Source organism: Jeotgalibacillus marinus, assembly GCF_040801915.1.
In the GTDB taxonomy this organism is placed as follows: domain Bacteria; phylum Bacillota; class Bacilli; order Bacillales; family Jeotgalibacillaceae; genus Jeotgalibacillus; species Jeotgalibacillus marinus.
The window spans coordinates 527,840-547,409 of sequence record NZ_JBFMIA010000001.1; the positions used below are offsets into that span (position 1 = coordinate 527,840).

At 38.5% G+C, this 19,570-nt stretch carries 18 protein-coding genes and 1 pseudogene; 6 read left to right on the forward strand and 13 right to left on the reverse strand.

Features of this window, described 5'->3' with window-relative positions:
* The first annotated feature begins 110 nt into the window (after window positions 1–110).
* The 4 genes from AB1471_RS02680 (at window position 111) to AB1471_RS02695 (ending at window position 3,539) form a co-directional block, all read left to right on the forward strand.
* A complete protein-coding gene (locus AB1471_RS02680; protein WP_367778019.1) occupies window positions 111–743 on the forward strand; it encodes a GNAT family N-acetyltransferase in 633 nt (210 codons plus the stop codon).
* Window positions 744–766: 23 nt separating this feature from the next.
* Window positions 767–1,414 (forward strand): acetoin utilization AcuB family protein, encoded by a 648-nt coding sequence (locus AB1471_RS02685; protein WP_367778021.1) that lies wholly within the window; start codon window positions 767–769, stop codon window positions 1,412–1,414.
* A complete protein-coding gene (locus AB1471_RS02690) occupies window positions 1,384–2,610 on the forward strand; it encodes an acetoin utilization protein AcuC (protein WP_367778022.1) in 1,227 nt (408 codons plus the stop codon). The genes AB1471_RS02685 and AB1471_RS02690 overlap by 31 nt, the downstream gene beginning before the upstream one ends.
* A gap of 278 nt (window positions 2,611–2,888) precedes the next feature.
* Window positions 2,889–3,539, forward strand: coding sequence for a hypothetical protein (locus AB1471_RS02695; protein ID WP_367778023.1), 651 nt, complete (start codon window positions 2,889–2,891; stop codon window positions 3,537–3,539).
* Window positions 3,540–3,709: 170 nt separating this feature from the next.
* Here the strand turns inward: AB1471_RS02695 and ccpA are convergent, their stop codons facing one another.
* Entirely contained in the window at window positions 3,710–4,711 is a 1,002-nt protein-coding gene (ccpA, locus tag AB1471_RS02700) for a catabolite control protein A (protein ID WP_367778024.1), read from the reverse strand.
* 254 nt (window positions 4,712–4,965) lie between these two features.
* A complete protein-coding gene (locus AB1471_RS02705) occupies window positions 4,966–6,045 on the reverse strand; it encodes a bifunctional 3-deoxy-7-phosphoheptulonate synthase/chorismate mutase (RefSeq protein ID WP_367778025.1) in 1,080 nt (359 codons plus the stop codon).
* A 268-nt stretch (window positions 6,046–6,313) separates the two neighbouring features.
* Here AB1471_RS02705 and pilM point away from each other — a divergent pair, with 268 nt between their 5' ends.
* Window positions 6,314–8,458, forward strand: a complete 2,145-nt coding sequence (pilM, locus tag AB1471_RS02710; RefSeq protein ID WP_367778026.1) for a pilus assembly protein PilM — start codon at window positions 6,314–6,316, stop codon at window positions 8,456–8,458.
* A gap of 44 nt (window positions 8,459–8,502) precedes the next feature.
* On the opposite strand, the gene ytxJ is transcribed toward pilM, so the two are convergent.
* From ytxJ to AB1471_RS02760, 10 genes are all read right to left on the reverse strand, one after another.
* Window positions 8,503–8,823, reverse strand: a complete 321-nt coding sequence (ytxJ, locus tag AB1471_RS02715) for a bacillithiol system redox-active protein YtxJ (RefSeq protein WP_437342316.1) — start codon at window positions 8,821–8,823, stop codon at window positions 8,503–8,505.
* An 80-nt stretch (window positions 8,824–8,903) separates the two neighbouring features.
* Window positions 8,904–9,413, reverse strand: coding sequence for a YtxH domain-containing protein (locus tag AB1471_RS02720; RefSeq protein WP_367778028.1), 510 nt, complete (start codon window positions 9,411–9,413; stop codon window positions 8,904–8,906).
* 60 nt (window positions 9,414–9,473) lie between these two features.
* On the reverse strand, window positions 9,474–9,947 hold the full coding sequence (locus AB1471_RS02725; RefSeq protein ID WP_367778029.1) for a DUF948 domain-containing protein: 474 nt from the start codon (window positions 9,945–9,947) through the stop codon (window positions 9,474–9,476).
* Window positions 9,948–10,329: 382 nt separating this feature from the next.
* The gene (gene murC, locus AB1471_RS02730; RefSeq protein WP_367778030.1) at window positions 10,330–11,652 is read right to left on the reverse strand and encodes a UDP-N-acetylmuramate--L-alanine ligase; all 1,323 of its coding nucleotides are present in this window, start codon (window positions 11,650–11,652) and stop codon (window positions 10,330–10,332) included.
* Window positions 11,653–11,804: 152 nt separating this feature from the next.
* Window positions 11,805–14,354: a DNA translocase FtsK gene (locus AB1471_RS02735; protein WP_367778031.1), complete on the reverse strand. Its 2,550-nt coding sequence runs from the start codon at window positions 14,352–14,354 to the stop codon at window positions 11,805–11,807.
* 205 nt (window positions 14,355–14,559) lie between these two features.
* Complete coding sequence (gene ytpR, locus AB1471_RS02740) at window positions 14,560–15,168, reverse strand: YtpR family tRNA-binding protein (protein WP_367778033.1); 609 nt, start codon at window positions 15,166–15,168, stop codon at window positions 14,560–14,562.
* A gap of 12 nt (window positions 15,169–15,180) precedes the next feature.
* Window positions 15,181–15,996 carry a DUF1444 domain-containing protein gene (locus AB1471_RS02745; protein ID WP_367778035.1) on the reverse strand — a complete coding sequence of 272 codons (816 nt, stop codon included), beginning with the start codon at window positions 15,994–15,996 and terminating at the stop codon, window positions 15,181–15,183.
* Between the two features lie 140 nt (window positions 15,997–16,136).
* On the reverse strand, window positions 16,137–16,454 hold the full coding sequence (locus AB1471_RS02750) for a thioredoxin family protein (RefSeq protein ID WP_367778037.1): 318 nt from the start codon (window positions 16,452–16,454) through the stop codon (window positions 16,137–16,139).
* Between the two features lie 3 nt (window positions 16,455–16,457).
* The gene (locus tag AB1471_RS02755) at window positions 16,458–17,498 is read right to left on the reverse strand and encodes a PTS sugar transporter subunit IIC (RefSeq protein ID WP_367778039.1); all 1,041 of its coding nucleotides are present in this window, start codon (window positions 17,496–17,498) and stop codon (window positions 16,458–16,460) included.
* A 98-nt stretch (window positions 17,499–17,596) separates the two neighbouring features.
* Window positions 17,597–18,118 (reverse strand): hypothetical protein, encoded by a 522-nt coding sequence (locus tag AB1471_RS02760; protein WP_367778041.1) that lies wholly within the window; start codon window positions 18,116–18,118, stop codon window positions 17,597–17,599.
* 218 nt (window positions 18,119–18,336) lie between these two features.
* Between AB1471_RS02760 and AB1471_RS02765 the strand changes: the two are divergent.
* Window positions 18,337–18,510 (forward strand): annotated as a pseudogene (locus AB1471_RS02765) (protein rep); the annotation flags it as partial.
* A 266-nt stretch (window positions 18,511–18,776) separates the two neighbouring features.
* Here the strand turns inward: AB1471_RS02765 and AB1471_RS02770 are convergent.
* Window positions 18,777–19,295: a hypothetical protein gene (locus tag AB1471_RS02770; RefSeq protein WP_367778043.1), complete on the reverse strand. Its 519-nt coding sequence runs from the start codon at window positions 19,293–19,295 to the stop codon at window positions 18,777–18,779.
* Window positions 19,296–19,570 lie beyond the last annotated feature (275 nt).

Here is a 19,570-nt window from a genome sequence, read left to right on the forward strand (position 1 = left end):
AAAAAAGACCAAGCTGATTCTTGTAAATTCAGTTTTTTGTTGAAAACGCTTTAATTATTACGATATGCTATATATATAGGATTATCAAGGAAATGTAGGTGATGACTAAAATGAAACATGTGAAACTATATAATGCGAAAGAAATAAAAACTACTAAAGGACCCATCGTGATTGAAGGGCCCGTGTCAACTAGCCAATTATCCTCTCTCGAATTTCACGAAGACCTAGTTGCTTTTCGTCCTCCTGCACAGCAGCATAAAGCGCTAATTGAGATTTCAACTTTACCTGAGGGCAGAATCATCATTGCCAGAGACCACAATACGATCGTTGGGTATGTCACTTATTTATATCCAGATCCCCTTGAACGTTGGTCGAAAGGCAAGATGGAAGATTTAATCGAGCTAGGTGCGATTGAGGTCATCCCCAAATTTCGAGGAGCTTCAGTTGGGAAAAACCTTCTGCGTGTCTCGATGATGGATGATGCGGTTGAAGACTATATTATTATTACAACTGAATATTATTGGCATTGGGATTTAAAAGGGACTGGTTTAAACGTTTGGCAATATAGAAAAATCATGGAAAAAATGATGAACGCCGGTGGACTCGAATACTACGCAACCGATGATCCGGAAATATGCTCTCATCCAGCCAACTGTTTGATGGCTCGTATTGGAAAGCGCATTAGGCAGGACTCAATTCAGCAATTTGATCAACTCCGATTAATGAATCGCTTTATGTACTAGAACGGTAAAGGGGACGCTTATCTATGATCATTGAAGAAATGATGATAACTGATGTACAAACTTTAGCACCGGATTCCACACTAGCTGACGCGATCTGGAAAATGAATGAACACCGCATTCGTCACCTTCCGATTGTTAACCCAGCAAATAAAGTAGTAGGAATCGTTACGGATCGTGACATAAAAGAATATTCGCCCTCTCCTTCTCAGACAAGTTTAAGCAATGAACTTTTTCAAACAAAGCTTTTGGATGTCATGGCTGCACCCGTAATTACTGGTCATCCGCTAGATTTTGTAGAAGAAGTTGCTGTGTTATTTATGGAAGAACAGATCGGATGCTTGCCCATAGTCAGTGAAGACCAGCTTGTTGGCATGATTACTGAAACCGATTTATTACATACATTAATTCAGTTAACAGGGGCTGGACAACCGGGGTCACAAATTGAAGTAAAGGTTCCGAACAAGGCCGGAATGCTTTTTGAAGTCGCAGGAATCATTCGAAAAAATCACTCAAATATTCACAGCGTTCTCGTTTATCCATATAAGCAAGATGAACGGTTTAAAATATTGGTATTTCGTGTACAAACGATGAATCCGATGTCTGTCATTGAAGATATATGTCAGGAAGGGCATGAAGTGCTATGGCCAAGTCTACCAACAACCCCTCTGTAAAAAAGGAGGCGGTGTTTATTTATTCCGAAGATCTATTAAACTACCATTTCTCAAAAGACCATCCTTTTAATCAAAAAAGACTGCAACTGACACTTGATTTACTACAAAAATCAAACGCGATTACACAAGAAGACATCGTCGCTCCACGGATTGCGACAGATGAAGAGCTTCGACTTATCCATGATCCAGCTTATATCAATGCCGTTAAACTAGCAGGAAAAGGTGAGCTGTCATCTGCCAAGGCAGAAAGTTATGGCCTTGGCACGGAGGATACACCGATTTTCAAAGATATGCATGAGGCGAGTGCAACACTTGTTGGTGGTACACTAACGGCTGTTGATTGGGTTATGACGAATAAAGCCCAACACGCTGTTAACCTTGGCGGTGGATTGCACCATGGTTTCCGTGGTAAAGCTTCGGGCTTTTGCATCTACAATGACAGTTCGGTTGCTATGAAATACATGCAAAAAAAGTACGGGGCTAAAATTTTATATGTGGATACAGATGCCCACCATGGTGATGGTGTTCAATGGTCTTATTATGACGATCCTAACGTATGTACATTATCGATCCACGAAACGGGACGTTACTTATTTCCTGGTACCGGCGCAGTAACAGAACGAGGACATGGCAAAGGATATGGCTACTCATTTAACATCCCGCTTGACGCTTTCACGGAGGATGAATCATTCCTTGAAGTATATGAACAATCTTTAAGAGAAATTATTGAGTTCTTTAAGCCTGACGTGATCTTAACTCAAAACGGTGTAGATGCTCATTGTTTAGATCCATTAACTCACCTTTCTTCGACAATGAAGATTTATCAAGAAATTCCGAAACTTGCTCATCGATTGGCTCACGAATACTGTGAAGGTCGTTGGATTGCGGTTGGCGGTGGTGGCTATGATATATGGCGAGTTGTTCCGCGAGCGTGGGCATATATCTGGATGGAAATGACCCAATATGCACACCAAACGAACGCTATTCCAAAGAGTTGGCTTGAAAAGTGGCAATCAGAATCACCAGTCCCTCTTATATCAACTTGGCAAGATCCTGTAAATCTATATGAAGCCATCCCACGTAAGAAAGAAATAACGGAGAAAAATCAACAATCCCTGGATAAAGCCTTGTATTCGGTTCGTTCAAAAAAAAAAAGAGCGGAGACTAACGTGGTCTCTTTGAAGGAGAAAATATAAATGAACAATTTTAAAAGCAAGCAGTTAGCTACGCTTTTAAAATTGTTCAATTTCTTTTGTTACACTTCTTAAAACATCAATTGATTAAACAGCGTTATTATCATAATTCAAACTATAATTAACATTGGGGAGACAATCTTGAGAAGCTGTTCGGGTTGTTCTTCAATTGATTGTATTTCTCTTCAATGTAACAATGGTCATCGTCTCAGATAACCTCCATTTGGAGGCCGATATGAAATGGATTGACATGTTCCACGAAAAATGAGGAGGAAAAACATATGGACTTTATCCTCGAACACAAGTGGGCATTCTTGATAGCCGCAGAGATCATCTTTTGGGTCTCGATCCTAACCTTTTTGACATTGAGATATTGGTTCAAGCTAAACAAGCTTAGCCTGATTTTCTTTGCCTTCTTCATCATCAACGACCTATGGATTGCAACAATGGGATTCATGGATTATTTAAGGTCAGGAGAATTCACAAGCTACCAATTGGTCATTCTGATTTTTATCGTTTACGCCTTCACGTATGGTAAATCAGACTTCAGGAGACTTGATGCCTTTATCCAGAAGAAGGTGGCGAAACTAAGGTGTGAGCCGGTACCCGATTTCGACCAACCTTGTGCACTTTACGGAAGTGAGTACGCCAAGAAAGAATGGAAACAATTTCTAGGTCACCTATTGATCTTCTCTATTGTCCATATATCCTTAATGTTTATTTTCGGCATATCGAAACAAACAGATGAAATCACTTCGTTGGATACCTTATTCACATTGTGGTTTGCAGAGAGTCCGGCTAGTTTTCCTTTCGATAATTCGGGAGCCAACAACCTTAGCCAAGTTTGGACCCTAGTTCTTGCAATCGATGCAGTCATCACCTCTTCCTATACTATCTTTCCAAAATCTAAGAAGAAAAAAATCACCTTATAACCCCTGATTACTTTCAGAAGGCATTGAGTGATGAGATTGAACCATAAAAGAAGTTTTTGTTTGTCAACCCAAAAAGAGATCACCATGATAGGAGATCTCTTTTTTTATATTCGTTTCATGTCATAAACTTTCAACCAACTCTCATACAGCTTGAAAGCTTCTTTAGAGAATTAGTTTTTCGTTGATTGTCTTTCTTCAATTCGGTGCGGCAATACAATTGTTTGATCATCAGTTGATTCTGCGTTCATTAATTTTGTTAATAAACGCATGGCAACAGCACCTATGTCATAAAGCGGTTGAACAACAGCAGTTAGCTGTGGGCGGACCATTAAAGCTAGTTTTGTGCTATCAAAGCTAATCACATCTAGATCACCAGGAAGCTCTAATCCTTGATCCTGCGCACCGTGAATAACCCCGAGTGCCATTTCATCATTGCCAACAAAAACAGCTGTAGGCTTATTGTGAAGCTCTTGGAGACGTACCCAAGCTTCTAAGCCACTGTCATACGTGTAATCTCCTTCAATCACAAGCTCTTCTTTATAATCGATACCTGCTTTTTGAATCGCTTCACGGTAGCCTTCCAGTTTTAACGCACGGTTGATTGTGTCGTGGAAAGGTCCACTTACAAAGGCAATATCTTTGTGTCCATTGTCTATTAAACGAGAAACCGCATCAAAGGACGCAGTGTGGTAATCGATATTTACCGACGGTGTTTGGTTTGTTGCTTCAACCGATCCTGCAATAACGATCGGTACAGGTGAACGTTTGAATTCAGCTACATGATTTTCTGTAATGTTTCCACCCATAAACACAATTCCATCTACTTGTTTGCCAAGCATTGTATTTAATAAATGAAGCTCTTTTTCTTCATTTTGATCTGAGTTACTTAAAATAATGTTGTATTTGTACATTGTTGCGATATCTTCAATTCCTCGTGCTAGTTCAGCAAAGAAAATGTTGGAGATATCTGGAATGATCACACCAACTGTTGTCGTCTTCTTACTAGCAAGTCCACGTGCTACAGCATTTGGTCGATAACCAAGACGTTCAATTACATCAAGCACCTTTTTTCTTGTTATTGGTTTTACATTTGGATTTCCATTGACAACACGAGAAACAGTCGCCATTGATACGTTTGCTTCCCTAGCAACATCATAGATCGTAATATTCATTGTTAACGCTCCTTTAAACATTTTCATTTTCATTATTTTTCATTTTACACAATCTATACTCTAAGAATCAAAAAAATTTCGTGTTATAGTTATGATTGCTCATTTATGTACATAATCATACGCTAGAGATGTAACGCTTTCAATCATTACAAGAATAATCCACAAAACGTTCTTTTCTAACATAAAAAATTCTTCAAATCTAATGCTTAAAAACAGCGTTAGATTTGAAGAACTAGGTTTAGCTTAAAAGTACCTTATTTAGCGTGACCGTTTGAAAACTTTTGTACAGCATCCCAGAATTCGTCAAATTGATTGAAGTCCATTTGCTGTGCTGAGTCAGACAATGCCACAGCTGGGTCAGGATGCACTTCTGCCATTACACCATCTGCACCAATTGCCAGTGCAGCTTTTGCTGTCGGAAGTAATAAGTCTCTTCTTCCTGTTGAATGTGTTACATCGACAAATACCGGTAAGTGCGTTTCTTGTTTTAAGATTGGCACTGCTGATATGTCTAACGTATTTCGTGTTGCTTTTTCATACGTACGAATACCACGTTCACATAAAATAATTTGTCCATTGCCTTGTGACATTATATATTCAGCTGCATTGATAAATTCATCAATCGTTGCAGCTAGACCACGTTTTAATAAAACTGGTTTATTTGCAGAACCCGCTGCTTTTAAGAGCTCAAAGTTTTGCATATTACGTGCACCAATTTGGATGACATCGATATAATCAACCGCTTCTTCAATGTGAGCTGGGTTAACAATCTCACTGATTACAGCCAAATCATATTTATCTGCTACACGTTTTAAAATTTGAAGACCTTCAAGTCCCAATCCTTGGAAATCATAAGGAGATGTTCTTGGCTTATAAGCGCCACCGCGTAATAATTTAAGCCCTTTTGCTTGAATTTGTTGTGCAACCGCTGCTACTTGCTCATACGATTCAACTGCGCAAGGTCCGAAAATAAATTGCGACTTGCCATTCCCGATTTTTTCACCTTTTAAATCAACAATTGTATCCTCAGCTTTTTTCTTGCGGGATACAAGTAAAGCTTTACGGTGATCATCTTTTTGTAATTCTAGGCCTGCTTTAAAGATTTCTTTAAAGATATGCTCAATCGTGGAATTGTAAAAAGGTCCATCGTTTTTGTCCTTTAATAAATCTAGCATTGCTCTTTCGCGTACGGGTTCGTAGCGATTTACACCTTGCTTTTCTTTTACTCGGCCAATCTCTTGAACTAACTCAGCACGTTGATTAATCACATCAAGCAGCTGCAAGTTCATCTCATCTACTTTTTTTCTCAGCTGATCCAATTCCACATTGCTCATCTAAAACATTCCTTTCTTTTAAAAAATCCAATCGATTCAGGGTTGATTCGTCTTTTCCACTCACCTAAAGTGTGATACATTTTGGGTAGTGAAAAGGGTTAAACCTAACGGAATCAAGGTTTAGTATTTGCTAAAATACAACAAACACGATCAACTTATCAATTGTTCATATTATAATCCAAATTTTCTAGAATGTCACGGAAAACTTTATTCATTAAACGCTTCTCAGCATTAAAGCAATCATTTTGTGAAGGATGTGCGTTTTTTTTTGAACACTGAAAAAATTTTCGCCTTAGATATTGGAACGAGATCAATCGTCGGGTTGATCTTATCAACGAATCAAGAAGATTACTATGTAGAAGACATGATACAAAAAGAACATAAAGAAAGAGCCATGTTAGATGGTCAAATTCATAACGTGCCAGCTGTTGCGGAACTAGTGTTAGAAATAAAAGAAGAACTTGAGAAAACTCATGGCCCATTAACAAAAGTATCTGTTGCAGCTGCGGGGAGAGCCTTAAAAACGAATCAAGCTTGTTTTTCCTTTCCTCTTGAAGGAAAACCTAGGCTAACTGCTCAAGATATTTTGCATATGGAACTAAGCGCTGTTCAATCTGCACAAGAGGCAGCGGCTTCACAAGATGAATATAGTCATCACTACCATTGTGTTGGCTATTCTGTACTTCATTATTCATTAGATGGTCAAGAAATTGGTAGTTTAGTAGATCAGCAAGGTGACGAAGCTGCTGTTGAAATTATTGCAACCTTCCTACCACGAGTTGTTATAGAATCACTTATTGCTTCACTAAAACGTGCAAATCTCCAGATGGGCGCATTAACGCTTGAGCCAATTGCTGCGATTAATGTACTCATTCCACCATCCATGAGACGACTGAATGTTGCACTTGTTGATATTGGCGCTGGTACTTCTGACATTGCCATCACGAATCACGGTACTGTCGTCGCTTATGGAATGGTACCAGTAGCTGGTGATGAAATGACAGAACGCATAAGTGATCATTATCTTCTTGATTTTCCACAAGCTGAGTATGCCAAACGAACCATTTCAACATCTGAAACAGTATCAATTACCGATATTCTAGGCTTTGATACTGAGATTCCTCAAGCGGAAATAACGGAAGTATTAAGACCTTCCGTTGAACGTTTGGCACAGACGATTTCCGAGGAAATAATGAATTTAAATAATCAACGAACACCAAAAGCAATTATGCTTGTCGGGGGCGGGAGTCTTACACCACTTCTACCTCAAATTTTAGCCGAAAAATTACAACTTCCTTCTAATCGAGTTGCAGTGCGTGGGAACGAAGCGATTCAACAATTAACGTTCCATGAATCGATTAAAAAAGGCCCCGAACTCGTGACACCTGTTGGCATTGCGATTGCTGCAAAAAAATCACCTGTTAACTATGTTTCTGTCACCGTCAATAAGCATGACATTCGATTATTTGAAGTAAAAGAGCTTTCTGTTGGTGATGCCCTCCTAGCAGCTGGTATCAAGTTAACCCGACTGTATGGTAAGCCAGGGTTTGCTCGTATGATAACAGTAAACGGACAAGTTCTCACGATCCCTGGTGAGCATGGACACCCTCCTATTCTCAAAAAGAACGGGGAAAATAGTACATTAGAAGAATCGATTGAACAAGGGGATGTGATCAGCATCACGCCGGGCCAAGATGGACAATCCCACTCTATTTCCATTCAAGATGTATTAGAAGAATCTCTTCACACGAGTTGCCACGTAAATGATCAATTAGTTGCGTTCAAAAAAGAAATATTTGTCAATGGTCAGATTGAATCACCAATGTATATCGTTCAAGATCGTGATCAAATCCAAATTCAGAAAGGACTCACGTTACGTGATGTTTGTCATCATATTGGCGTCATTTTTGATGATCAATCGAACAAACAATTCATGCTAGCAATTGATGGCAAACAAATATTTTTCCCTCATTGGGATATGCATGTTTATGTAAATGGCCGAGAAACGAAAAAAGAACAGCTGTCCCTGGAAGTAAAGCAAAATGACCTCATCCGAGTGCAGCCGGCAACAATCCCATCTGTTAAACAGCTGTTAGAACAACTCCATTACCATTTGGAACAAAAAGTGGTTGTTACCTTTAATGGCGATGAGGTCGAGCTAAAAGATCCACATGTGACTGTCAATAAAAATGGTGACATGTTGACACAAAAAGATTCCTTACACTATGGTGATGAAATTCAAACATCGATAAAAGAAACGCTTGAATATACCTTTCAAGATATTTTTAGATTTATCGATTGGCGTCCACCGAACGATCCAAGCGGTGAAATCATCATGCTCAAAAACGGCGTAAAAACATCTCTTACTGATCTCATTCAAACCGGTGACAAACTAGAACTTTATATTAAATAAAAAAATTCTCCATCACAATCTGTGATGGAGAATTTTTTTTATTATTATTCCATTTGTTCCTTTAATGTTTGTTCTTTTATTTTATTATGCGACGTGTGCCATATAGGCTTACCCTCTTTAAAAAAGAATACTTGTGGGGATTCATGTCTCACACCATGCTGCTCGGCGATGCGTGATGAAAGTTCTCGTGACTCTTGAACTGCTAAATAATACGTTTCAACCTCCTCATTATTTTTTGCAAATTGGCTGAATTCCTTATAAGCTGATGCACTTATTGGGCATGTTAGGCTATGTTTAAAAAAGAAAAAGGGATCACCCTTAGTTAGTAATTGATCAAACTGGTCAACTTGTTCAATTTTTTTCATCATTCATTCTCCTTTTTCTTCTGATTGGCAAAGAAAAAAACGATAAAGTCATTCTTCATCGTTTTTTACTATTATGGCTATTACGTGTTCAAATTATTTGGCTTATTAGAATGAGGAACCGGAATTTCTTGTGTTTGAGGAGTAGCAGTACCGACAGCAGTTACAGCCGATTCAGCTTCTGCTCCCATAGTGCTATCTACAGAACCAAATGTTTCTTCCTCAACATTTGAATCTGCATCCAGATCGCCTTTATATGATTTTATTTTTTCAACAAGAGCGTTTGATTGCGCTTGAACAGATTGAGAAAATTCAGCGCTTTTTTCTTTTGCAATTGAAGAAAGCTCTGCAGATTTCACTTTTGCTGTAGTTGCAAATTCAGAGCTTTTCGTGACAGCTTGATCTTTCCACTCATTCGAACGTTCTTTTAATAGAACAGCTTGAGTATTTAAGTCGTTGCGAAGCTCGCTACCGGATTTTGGAGCTAAAAATAACGCCGTTGCAGCTCCAATTGCTCCACCAATGATGGCACCCACAATAAAATCTTTTGAATTTGTTTCTGTTTTAGTTAACTGTTTTTCCTGTTGAGTCAAAGTAATTCCTCCCCCATATTGTAAATTAATCTTTACTTACTACTTTACTTATGGTCGTTGTTAATCAAGAGATCTCATTGCACGCTGTGGCTCAGGTTGCGTAGGTGAATCATACGTTTCTTTTGCTTTACGAGCCTTCCACTTGTCACGGATTTCCATGGCAACATTGCTCCACTGTATAACTTGTGCAATCTTCTCTTCGTTATTTTCAACAGAACGACTAACCGAATGAGTAATTTTTCCGATGGAGTTATTAAGTTGTTGAACATTCGTTCCAACACCTTTCACTGCATCAACAACTGAATTTAATTTCAATGATTTGTCTTGAATATCTTCAGCGAGACTATTTGTTTTATGTAGCAAATCTGTTGTCTCTCGTGTTACACCATCAAGTTGATTCTGCAAAGCACCTACAGTTCCTGTAAGATTGTTTAATGTTTTTTTCATTGCATTTAAAGTAACAGCAAGACTAATACAAAGAATTAAGAAACCACCAGCCGCTAGAGCAGCACTAATATACAATAAACTTTCCACAAACCTTAACTCCCTTCTGCATTCATCATTTAGCTATACACTTGCTTAAACGTACTGCTCTATTTATGTATTTCTATTTTTACAGGATTAAATCCTCCTTCTAGGAAGAAAATTCTTTTTTAAAAATTTCTGACCCACGAAGTAGGATAGCGATAGAGCGAAAGCAAGCGCTTAAACTCGACAGAAGTAAGTGATCCTGCGAGGAGGCAAGTCTTTGCCACCACAGCAGAATCGCTTATACTCCGAGAGACTGTTAATCACAATCAAAGCCTACTTACTGACTGTCTACCCTTAGCCCAAGAATTACTCATTTGAATCTAAGACTCGCTATTGTCGACTCTGTTATAGTATTACCTAACGAGCAGGATTTTTACCTATTAAATTACGCTTGGTCCCTCTGAAAATTAAGTAATAACCAATCCTCATATGATTTTTGAAATTTCTGAACATCTCCAGCACCCATAAAAATAAGAACAGCATCTGAATGGTCAAACAAAGGTGAAGGATCTTCTGCATCCAAAAGCACCGAATTGTCAATTTTATTTTGTAAATCATGAATGGTTAGCTTGCCATGATTTTCACGCGCCGAACCAAATATATCGCACAAATAAACACGATCAGCTTTTTTAAGACAGTCTGCAAATTCGTCTAAAAAAGTTTGTGTACGTGTAAATGTATGTGGTTGGAAAATCGCCACGATTTCGCGGTTCGGATATTTTTTAGATGCAGAATCAAGCGTCGCTTTAATCTCCGTTGGATGATGTGCATAATCATCAATTAGTACTTGATTTCCAACAACCTTTTCAGTAAAACGCCTTTTTACGCCTGAAAATGTTTTTAACTCTGCTTTGACCGTCTCCGTACTAAAACCTTCGTAGTGACAAAGGGCAATAACTGAAAGAGCATTTAAAATCGTATGGTCACCGAACATTGGAATTTCAAATGTTCCGTAAAATTCATTACGGACAAGGACATCAAATGTTGTACCCTCAGGCGTCGTTTCAATGTTACGCGCTTGAAAATCGTTTTCTTCATTAAATCCGTAAAACAATACTGGCACCTTCGCCTGCATTTTTTGTAGTTGTTCATCATCTCCGCATGCAATAATACCTTTATTCACTTGCATGGCCATCTCTTGAAATGCAGAAAATACATCGTCCACATCAGCAAAATAATCTGGATGATCAAAATCGATATTCGTCATGATCATGTAATCAGGTGAATAAGAAAGGAAGTGACGACGATATTCACATGCTTCAAATGCAAAATATTTGCTGTCTTCCATCCCTTTTCCTGTCCCATCACCAATTAAAAATGTCGTAGGATCCCCACCTTGCATAACGTGTGCTAGCAAACCAGTTGTTGATGTTTTACCGTGAGCACCTGACACACCAACTGAAATATATTTTTTCATAAAATCCCCTAAAAACGTATGATAACGAATCACTTCAAGCCCTTGCTTAAGTGCTTCATCAATTTCTTCGTGGGTATCAGGATAGGCATTGCCAGCTATAATGGTCATCCCAGGTTTTATATTATTTCGGTCAAACGGAAGGACGGGTATCTCTCGTTCTTCTAGAGGGGCCTGTGTAAAAAAGTACTTTTCTATATCAGAACCTTGAACGTGAAAATTCATGTCGTGTAAAATTTGAGCTAGAGGACTCATTCCTGAGCCTTTAATTCCTACAAAGTGATAGCTTGTCATAATTGTACCTCCAACAATCCTCTGCCTTTTTACAGTATATGATAGACAGACGATGTGTGTAATCATCTTCCTTAAAAACGGATATTTTTTTATTATAGCACGATTTAGTTTTACAACAAATTATTGACAAAAAAACTCATCAGGCGATTACTTTAAGAACTTGTTCCTGTCTCTTGTAAGGACCGCAAATCTTCCGCTGTCATAAGAACATCTCTAGGTTTACTTCCCTTCGCCTCAGAGATCCAGCCTTGCTTCTGCATTAAATCAATTAAACGTGCTGCTCGGTTGTAACCAATACGGAAATGTCTTTGCAAAAGCGATGTTGAAGCTCCTCCTTGCGTAACAACCAACTCACATGCATCCATTAGAAGTTCATCCCCTTCATCTTGAATTTCTACTTTTGCAAGTAGTTCTTCTTGATGGAACAAATAATTTACTTCCCGTTCTTTACGAGCATGTGCAACAACAGCGTCAATTTCATCGTCAGAAACAAAAGTCCCTTGCAATCGTACAGGCTTTGAAGCTCCATTTCCTAAAAACAGCATGTCCCCTCTTCCAAGCAAACGATCCGCACCAGGTTGATCAATAATGGTTCGAGAGTCTACTTGTGAACTTACAGAGAAAGCTACTCTCGTTGGCACATTTGCCTTAATCAAGCCCGTAATGACGTCAACAGAAGGACGTTGAGTCGCAATTAACAAATGAATTCCACATGCACGTGCTTTTTGTGCAATTCGACAAATAGACTCTTCTACGTCCGCTGGTGACATCATCATTAAATCAGCTAATTCATCAATTATAATAACTAGGTATGGTAGCTTTTGCCCAAATTGACGAGCTTCCTTTGCTTTTTGATTATAACGTCCAATGTCTCGAACACCAGCATGAGCAAACAGCTGATAGCGTCTCTCCATCTCCTCTACTGACCACTTTAGAGCAGCGGTCGCCGCCTTTACATCAGTGATAACAGGACTTACAAGATGTGGAATATGATTGTACGGCGCTAATTCGACCATTTTCGGATCGATCAACAGCAATCTTAGATCGTCTGGTGAAGAATGATACAACAAACTAACTAAAATAGAATTGATGCACACACTTTTTCCTGAACCAGTAGCACCAGCAATCAAGCCGTGTGGCATTTTGCCGATATCTGTCACGACAGGTTGTCCCTCTATATCTAGTCCAAGTGCAATTGGCAGTGTTGCGGTCGACTCTTTAAATGCCTGATGGTCTAGTATTTCCTTTAAAGCCACAGGTCTACTCGTTGGATTAGGAATTTCAATCCCTATCGCTGTTTTTCCTGGGATTGGTGCTTCCATTCGAATATCACGCGCAGCCAAACTAAGTTTGATGTCATCGGTTAAGCCTGTAACTTTACTTACCTTCACGCCCTTCTCAGGAAAAATCTCAAAGCGCGTAACTGACGGGCCTTGCGTCACATGTCTTACTTTAGCATTCACATTAAAATGAAATAATGTTTCATCTAAAAGTTCAGCTTGTTCATTTAGCCATGCATGATCAACTTCGGTATGTATGGGGGACGTCAATAAATCCATTGATGGAAACGCATAGTATGCAGGATCTTCTTCCTTTGATTGTAATGTTGCAGTTGGGATCGAAACAGATTCTGCTTCTTTATTACCGACTTCAGGTTGGACGTCTTTTTTTGGCGTTGATTGAACACTTGGCTCTGCTTTTTCAGTATTTAAAGTTGATGGTGTTGATGGTGTTGCTTCTTTACTTTTCAACTTGCGCCGGTCTTGTTTTAACATCATAACGTTAAAAGGTAATTGACCAGGTTTTTTTTCTTTTACTGGTTGCGGTTGTTGTTTTAATGTTTTAACTTTTGATTTCGGTTGTTGATCTTCTTGTTTAACAGATGGTGGTTCTGGTTCCCTTAGTGCTTCATGTTGATCCGTACATTTCTTCTCGTGCATATTCTGTTCTTCATTTGACGGAAGAGTTTCCTCACTAGGTTTCATTATCGACTTAAAATTTTGTGGGTCAATCTTTCCTGCAACCTTATTTTGTGTCGGTTCAGGTGACGAAACTGCCTCATCAGGCAAATCTGTATGAATGGTATATGGCTGTTGCACCTCAGGCCTAACAATGAGCTCTTCCTCCAAGATAGACGGTGATTCTGACGGAATATTTTTTTGAACAACTGTATTTTCTTCTGTGAACTTAGGATACTGGTCTTTATTTATATCGTCGTTACTGCTTTCCACTACTTTTTGCTCGTCAGTAAGTGGCTTTTGGGGCGATTCAACAACGTTCGTGCTTCTGGATGCCCTTTTTTTAGAATCTGGCAACTCATACTCGATTTCTTGTTCTTTAACCTTTGGACGGTTACGGAATCCATAAACCGGTGATGGCACTTCAGTTGGTATGAATGGTTTTTTGAAAGCATCACTTTTTAATTTTTCCGGTGTTTCATAATCATCCATTTCGTTTCTTATCGGTCGCTTGGCGTGATTTTCTCTTCTCTTTAGGTGCTGATCATGAGGATCGGTACTCTCAATACTTTCATCTGATATTAAAGGAAAGCCAAACTCCCCTTTTGGATACTGGTACACCATTTTCGCATCTAATTCTTTTTTATATATTAACTTTTCATTTTTGGACGGTGAACTTTTATATTCTACTTTTCCTTCTTCTTGGTCTTGTAAAAAAGATAACATCTTTTTAATCCAACTCATTCGTATCACTCATTTCTTTAAGTTCCATTCCATTCTATCAGTTTTTTATTCATTTACGAGTGAAATTGGTGAAATGATTCGATCGAATTAGAACGGTTTTCGAATGCTTGGTACTGCTCTTCATTTTTCCCCATAATAAAAAACCACCCCAGTTAGTTCCCGAGTGTTCCAGAAACTAAACGGAGCAGCCTGACTCATTCTTCGCTTATGTAAGAGAGAAAGATTGTCCCACTTCATATGAATCCTCGAGTACCAATATTCCTTTTTCTTGTGGAGCGTCTTTTAGCGCTAATTCTTTAGCTGAGCAAATCATCCCACGCGATGGAACTCCTCTAAGCTCAGCGTCTTTAATCACAAGACCACTAGGCATAACAGCTCCGACTTTTGCCACTACAACCTTTTGACCTTCGTCAACATTTGGTGCACCACAAACGATTTGGAGTGTTCCATTATCAACGTTTACTTGGCAAATGTTCAGTTTATCTGCATTAGGGTGTTTTTCTTTTGATTGTACAAAGCCTACAACAAATTTTGGTGAAAAGTCAGCTATGATTGGCTCTTCAAAGCCATTTTTGCGTAACGCATCATTGACTACAGATAACTTTTCTTTATCCATTTCAACAACACCATTGGCAGTAATCGTCATATAGTTTGAAGCATTGAATAAATTGTAGCCTGCAACTTCGCCTGATTCGCTATTTGTGATTCTTGCTACATCATTTTTGCGTTCAAATGTGCGTAGATCAGCTGGTACCGATTGCAATGTAATTAAAAGGACATCCCCTACACCGTTTTGATTATAAAATACATTCATATTGTGTTCTCCTTATTCTCTTCGTTTATTTTTCCCTAAAATAAATACTGGTTCTAGCTCTCCATCCTCGTAAATAAAGGAAAGTGCAGTAATTGGTACGTGACCATTCGCGAAAAAAGACATAGCCATTTGAGCAAGCACATCATAGCCCGTTTCATTCCTCATATCACCAATGATTAGTACATCTTGATGCGGCACAGCAACAGTCATCTCACCTTCCATCTTACCTGCCATTTCTTTAAGAAATGAATCATTCAAAATGCGGCTTGCATCGTAGCCGTCATTTGTATTCATAAAATAGAAGACATTTCCAGCTACTTCATCTTTTTTCACAGTTGTTGGAAGTGAGCGCACATTAAATTGAGCTATTTCTTTCACTTGCCCTTTTGTCCATCCTTGCTTAGCTAAAAAGTTTTCATCAATTAGACGATAGGTAGTCCCTAAATCGACTGCATAATAAATACGCGTTTCTGCTGTATGCTCATCAAAGACAAAAGGTACACCTTCACTAGCTTCCTCAGGAAATGAAGTCGAACGAATCACAGGGAGGACTTGCTTTTCAGCTGATTCCACGGTCGTTTCAGTGCCCATAACAGAAAGCGCTTCTTCTACATAATAGGACACCTCATCAATCGCTACATCCTTTTGGGCATTCCACTTGCCTATTACACTTGGAATAGACACTTCTATTCCCTTGCCTGTCGCTTTATTTTCGAACCGAATTTGATCTTTTTCACGATCATATGAGATTTTCCGATCATCTCGTTGTAGTCGTTCCTCTAACAATCGTTTCATCTCAATTGAATCCATTTTTATCTTCTTACTCATCATCTTCCTCCTATCTAGGAGTGTCTTATTTTGTCTCAGGCTCTATTGTACATCAAAATGACCTGGCCCTAAAGGGAGAAACCCTTTAAAAGGACCAGGTCGTTTATTTTTGGTTACAATTTACGAAATGAAGCGAAAAATTAAGCTGGTAATTCCGCTAAAAAGCTTTCAATTTCTTCTTGTGTTTTACTATCTTTACTGACAAATCGACCCTTTTCTTCGCCATTGTTAAAAGCAACAAAACTTGGGATCCCGAATATATCTAATTCGATGCATAAATCAATGAATTCGTCTCGATCAACATAGACAAACGTGAAATCCGAAAATGCTCTTTCTATATCTGGTAAGATTGGTTCAATCACGCGACAATCTCGACACCATTCTGCAGAAAACATAAAAACATGCTGACCTTCATTTTTCATTTCATTAAATTGAGCAATCGATTCTAGCTTTTTCATTTATTACTTACCTCCCGTATGAATCTTCATTTGTCCTTCTTTGATTAAGCCAATCTTTCTCATATAAATAGATAGTAACAAGGTAATTACAATAGGTCCAATAAAATGCAACAAAGCTACCTTAATAACAACATCCATCGTGAATCCCATCGTTTGAAAGGTCATGATTTGTCCAACTAACCCGCTTGTGCCCATTCCTGCTCCAGAAGAGTTATTTTCCATAATCCAAACAGTTGTACCGATTGGCGCAAGTATAATCCCTGCTAATGTAGGCGGAATTAAAATGAATGGGTTCCTTAAAATATTAGGCACTTGAAGCATAGACGTTCCAATTCCTTGAGCAATTAAACCAGCGAACTTATTTTCACGGTAGCTCGCCACAGCAAACCCTATCATTTGGGCGCTACAACCAATCGTTGCTGCACCAGCCGCTAATCCGTTTAAATCAAGCATGAGCGCAATCGCTACACTCGAAATGGGTGCTGTTAATGCAATCCCCATCAGCGCCGCTACGAGCATTCCCATAATGATTGGACGTTGCACTGTAGACCATTCTATCCAACCACCAAAGGTTGTCATAAATTGGGCAATTCCAGGACCCAAAAGTGCAGCTATTGAGTACCCTGAAAAAATCGTCACAAATGGGGTCACAATGATATCAATTTTTGTGGATTGGCTAACCATTTTCCCCACTTCTGTAGAAAATACAGCTGCCAAATATGCACCTGCTGGACCACCAAGAGATGCACCTGCAGCTCCAGTTACAGCAGCAGCAAAAAGTACTAATGGTGGCGCTTTTAAACCATATGCAACAGCTACCCCAATGGCAGGTCCTAGTAATGACATGGCGAGTGTTCCAATGTCTACGAAAAAATCACCTAAAAAAACAGTTGAAAAACCACGATTTATTTGTTCTCCAAGTGTTTTCATAATCAATCCAATAATAAGCGACCCAAAAAGTCCAAGAGCCATATAACTCAGTCCATCGATAAAATATGTTTTTAGCGATGGATTAATTCCTTTTTTCTTTAACCAATTCATCACAAGATCCTCCCTATAGAAGTCAACACCACTAGTGTAAAGACACTTGTCAGCAAAGTAAACAAAAAAATAGGACTTCAGCAATAAAAGTCCTAAATAAGTTATTCACTCTCATTATTCCATTCTACTGACTTCACCGTTTCCATCATCCAACTTGCGTTTTTCGAAAGATCTTCCAATGATGAAATAGTTGTCAGTTTAACATCATCAATGCCAGTAACAAGTTCATATTCCTCTTCATTTTCTTGACGCATCAATACGTATCCAATGCTGTCTCCGTCTTCAAACGTTTCGTTGACCATCCATGGGTTTTCTGTATCTTTTGTCGTCATTGTATAGACAACGTCGTTCCCAGCTTCTTCATTTTGATGATAGAACAGCACAAATGTATCGTTACTTTTTTCAATAATAACATTGTTGTCTGACTCTTCTACAATCGATGTTCTAAAAGGTAAGCGAAAAGATAACTCCTCTATATGTTCATTCGGTCTATTAGGTTCTTCTTCAAAAATTTGCTCTACATCTTCCAACGTTTTCTCTTTCTCTTCTTCGATGGTAGCGCTGCAGGCAACTAACACTGTGGTCATAACAAGGAGGACCACGAGTAGATATTCTTTCTTCATGATTCATTCCTCCTAAATCTAAAAAAGTATTCGCCTAACATGATACCTTTGAAGCCAGCCATTTGACAACCCATTTCCATCTGTAAATTTTTATGTAATTTTCCAACATGCTATACAAGTAAGTAAATTCTCGAGTGTTGTGTAGATAAAGGTGTCTTTTTAACTCAGTATGAAACTTCAATAGTTTAAATAGAACAAGTCCAAAAAACATTTAAATGTTGTCTTATAAACGATTGATTGCTTATGGTGGTCGTCTTTTGAAAGAAATACATAAAGAGTTGAACTTGGGTGATGCGGAAAATGGCGATCTTGTTCATGTGGATGGTGACTCGGATGAAGTCGCTAATGGTACGATTGAGGTCATGGCTTACTGGCATGTCGGGAATTGGTGAAGAGCATAAGGAGAAACTGGTACCATTTCATGGTTACAACCGCAGTGCGGTTGGTTATGTTAGTTTTAACTTGTAGTATTTACGCTTTCGATGTTTCTAGTTAAGTTAGTGGGAAAAATGTCTGATTTTCCTCCTTGAGATTAAAAAGATAATGAACAATATCGTGATTATTAAATTTGCTCTTTTTGTTTGAAAAGCAATTAGAGCGCCTTTAGGCGCTCTTGTTATTGATGGTTGCCCAGCTGGCTATTGATTTCTTTTCTTGATCACTTCACTTTATCCTCTATTAGTTCAAACATTCTCGCATACGCATTTTTTATATTTTTATCTGTTGGCTGATCGTTGTAAAGAGTTGTAGCAAACTTATCATCATTGTAATATCCCTGTAGATACCATCCGCTGTCATTTGGAAACCCTTTGTTGTACGGTACGTCTTTATCTAGAAAAGTTTGTGACATGACCACCGAATCAATAAAAACAAACGCTACATCCGTATCATTGAAAATATCCGTATACTTATTCTCTGCCACTGTATCAAGAAATTTTTTGTTTATGAATACAGCGTCCAGACCATCTTCAAAGCCTTTCTCTAATAACTGGTTAGTATCTAACGGTTTAAAGGTTGCATGATTCTTGTCTGCATCGTGGATCATTGGGAATTCTCCAATTACACCAATTACAAGTTCTCTTCCTTCATAATGATTTATGATATCTTCATTCTTGCCACAAGCAGAAAGAGAAAACATGATGCAGAAAAAACAAAAACTTAGGACGTATTTTTTCATGGCTGAACCTCCCAATTTAAAAGAGCCTCAGAATACTCTGAAGCCCTTAATGGTTTAATCTATCTAACTACTTGTTTATATTTCAAACCAGTATAAACAGACCCAAAGAAACTAGAGGTAGTTGAAACGGAATAATTAGCCGTAAGCCATTACTTAATCCAATAGACCCAACCTGTGTTGAATTTGTTTGATTGTAAAATTTTCCATTCACAACATAATTATATCCGCTTGTTTTTAAATCCACTTGAATAGTTCCGCTAAAATTGTGACTGCTC

What these genes read in the sequence shown, in the direction of transcription:
- AB1471_RS02680 (WP_367778019.1), top strand. Translation starts at nt 111, where the DNA reads ATGAAACATGTGAAACTATATAATGCGAAAGAAATAAAAACTACTAAA.
- AB1471_RS02685 (WP_367778021.1), top strand. Translation starts at nt 767, where the DNA reads ATGATCATTGAAGAAATGATGATAACTGATGTACAAACTTTAGCACCG.
- AB1471_RS02690 (WP_367778022.1), top strand. Translation starts at nt 1,384, where the DNA reads ATGGCCAAGTCTACCAACAACCCCTCTGTAAAAAAGGAGGCGGTGTTT.
- AB1471_RS02695 (WP_367778023.1), top strand. Translation starts at nt 2,889, where the DNA reads ATGGACTTTATCCTCGAACACAAGTGGGCATTCTTGATAGCCGCAGAG.
- ccpA (WP_367778024.1), bottom strand. Translation starts at nt 4,711, where the DNA reads ATGAATATTACGATCTATGATGTTGCTAGGGAAGCAAACGTATCAATG.
- AB1471_RS02705 (WP_367778025.1), bottom strand. Translation starts at nt 6,045, where the DNA reads ATGAGCAATGTGGAATTGGATCAGCTGAGAAAAAAAGTAGATGAGATG.
- ytxJ (WP_437342316.1), bottom strand. Translation starts at nt 8,823, where the DNA reads ATGAAAAAAATTGAACAAGTTGACCAGTTTGATCAATTACTAACTAAG.
- murC (WP_367778030.1), bottom strand. Translation starts at nt 11,652, where the DNA reads ATGACAAGCTATCACTTTGTAGGAATTAAAGGCTCAGGAATGAGTCCT.
- AB1471_RS02735 (WP_367778031.1), bottom strand. Translation starts at nt 14,354, where the DNA reads ATGAGTTGGATTAAAAAGATGTTATCTTTTTTACAAGACCAAGAAGAA.
- ytpR (WP_367778033.1), bottom strand. Translation starts at nt 15,168, where the DNA reads ATGAATGTATTTTATAATCAAAACGGTGTAGGGGATGTCCTTTTAATT.
- AB1471_RS02745 (WP_367778035.1), bottom strand. Translation starts at nt 15,996, where the DNA reads ATGAGTAAGAAGATAAAAATGGATTCAATTGAGATGAAACGATTGTTA.
- AB1471_RS02750 (WP_367778037.1), bottom strand. Translation starts at nt 16,454, where the DNA reads ATGAAAAAGCTAGAATCGATTGCTCAATTTAATGAAATGAAAAATGAA.
- AB1471_RS02760 (WP_367778041.1), bottom strand. Translation starts at nt 18,118, where the DNA reads ATGAAGAAAGAATATCTACTCGTGGTCCTCCTTGTTATGACCACAGTG.
- AB1471_RS02770 (WP_367778043.1), bottom strand. Translation starts at nt 19,295, where the DNA reads ATGAAAAAATACGTCCTAAGTTTTTGTTTTTTCTGCATCATGTTTTCT.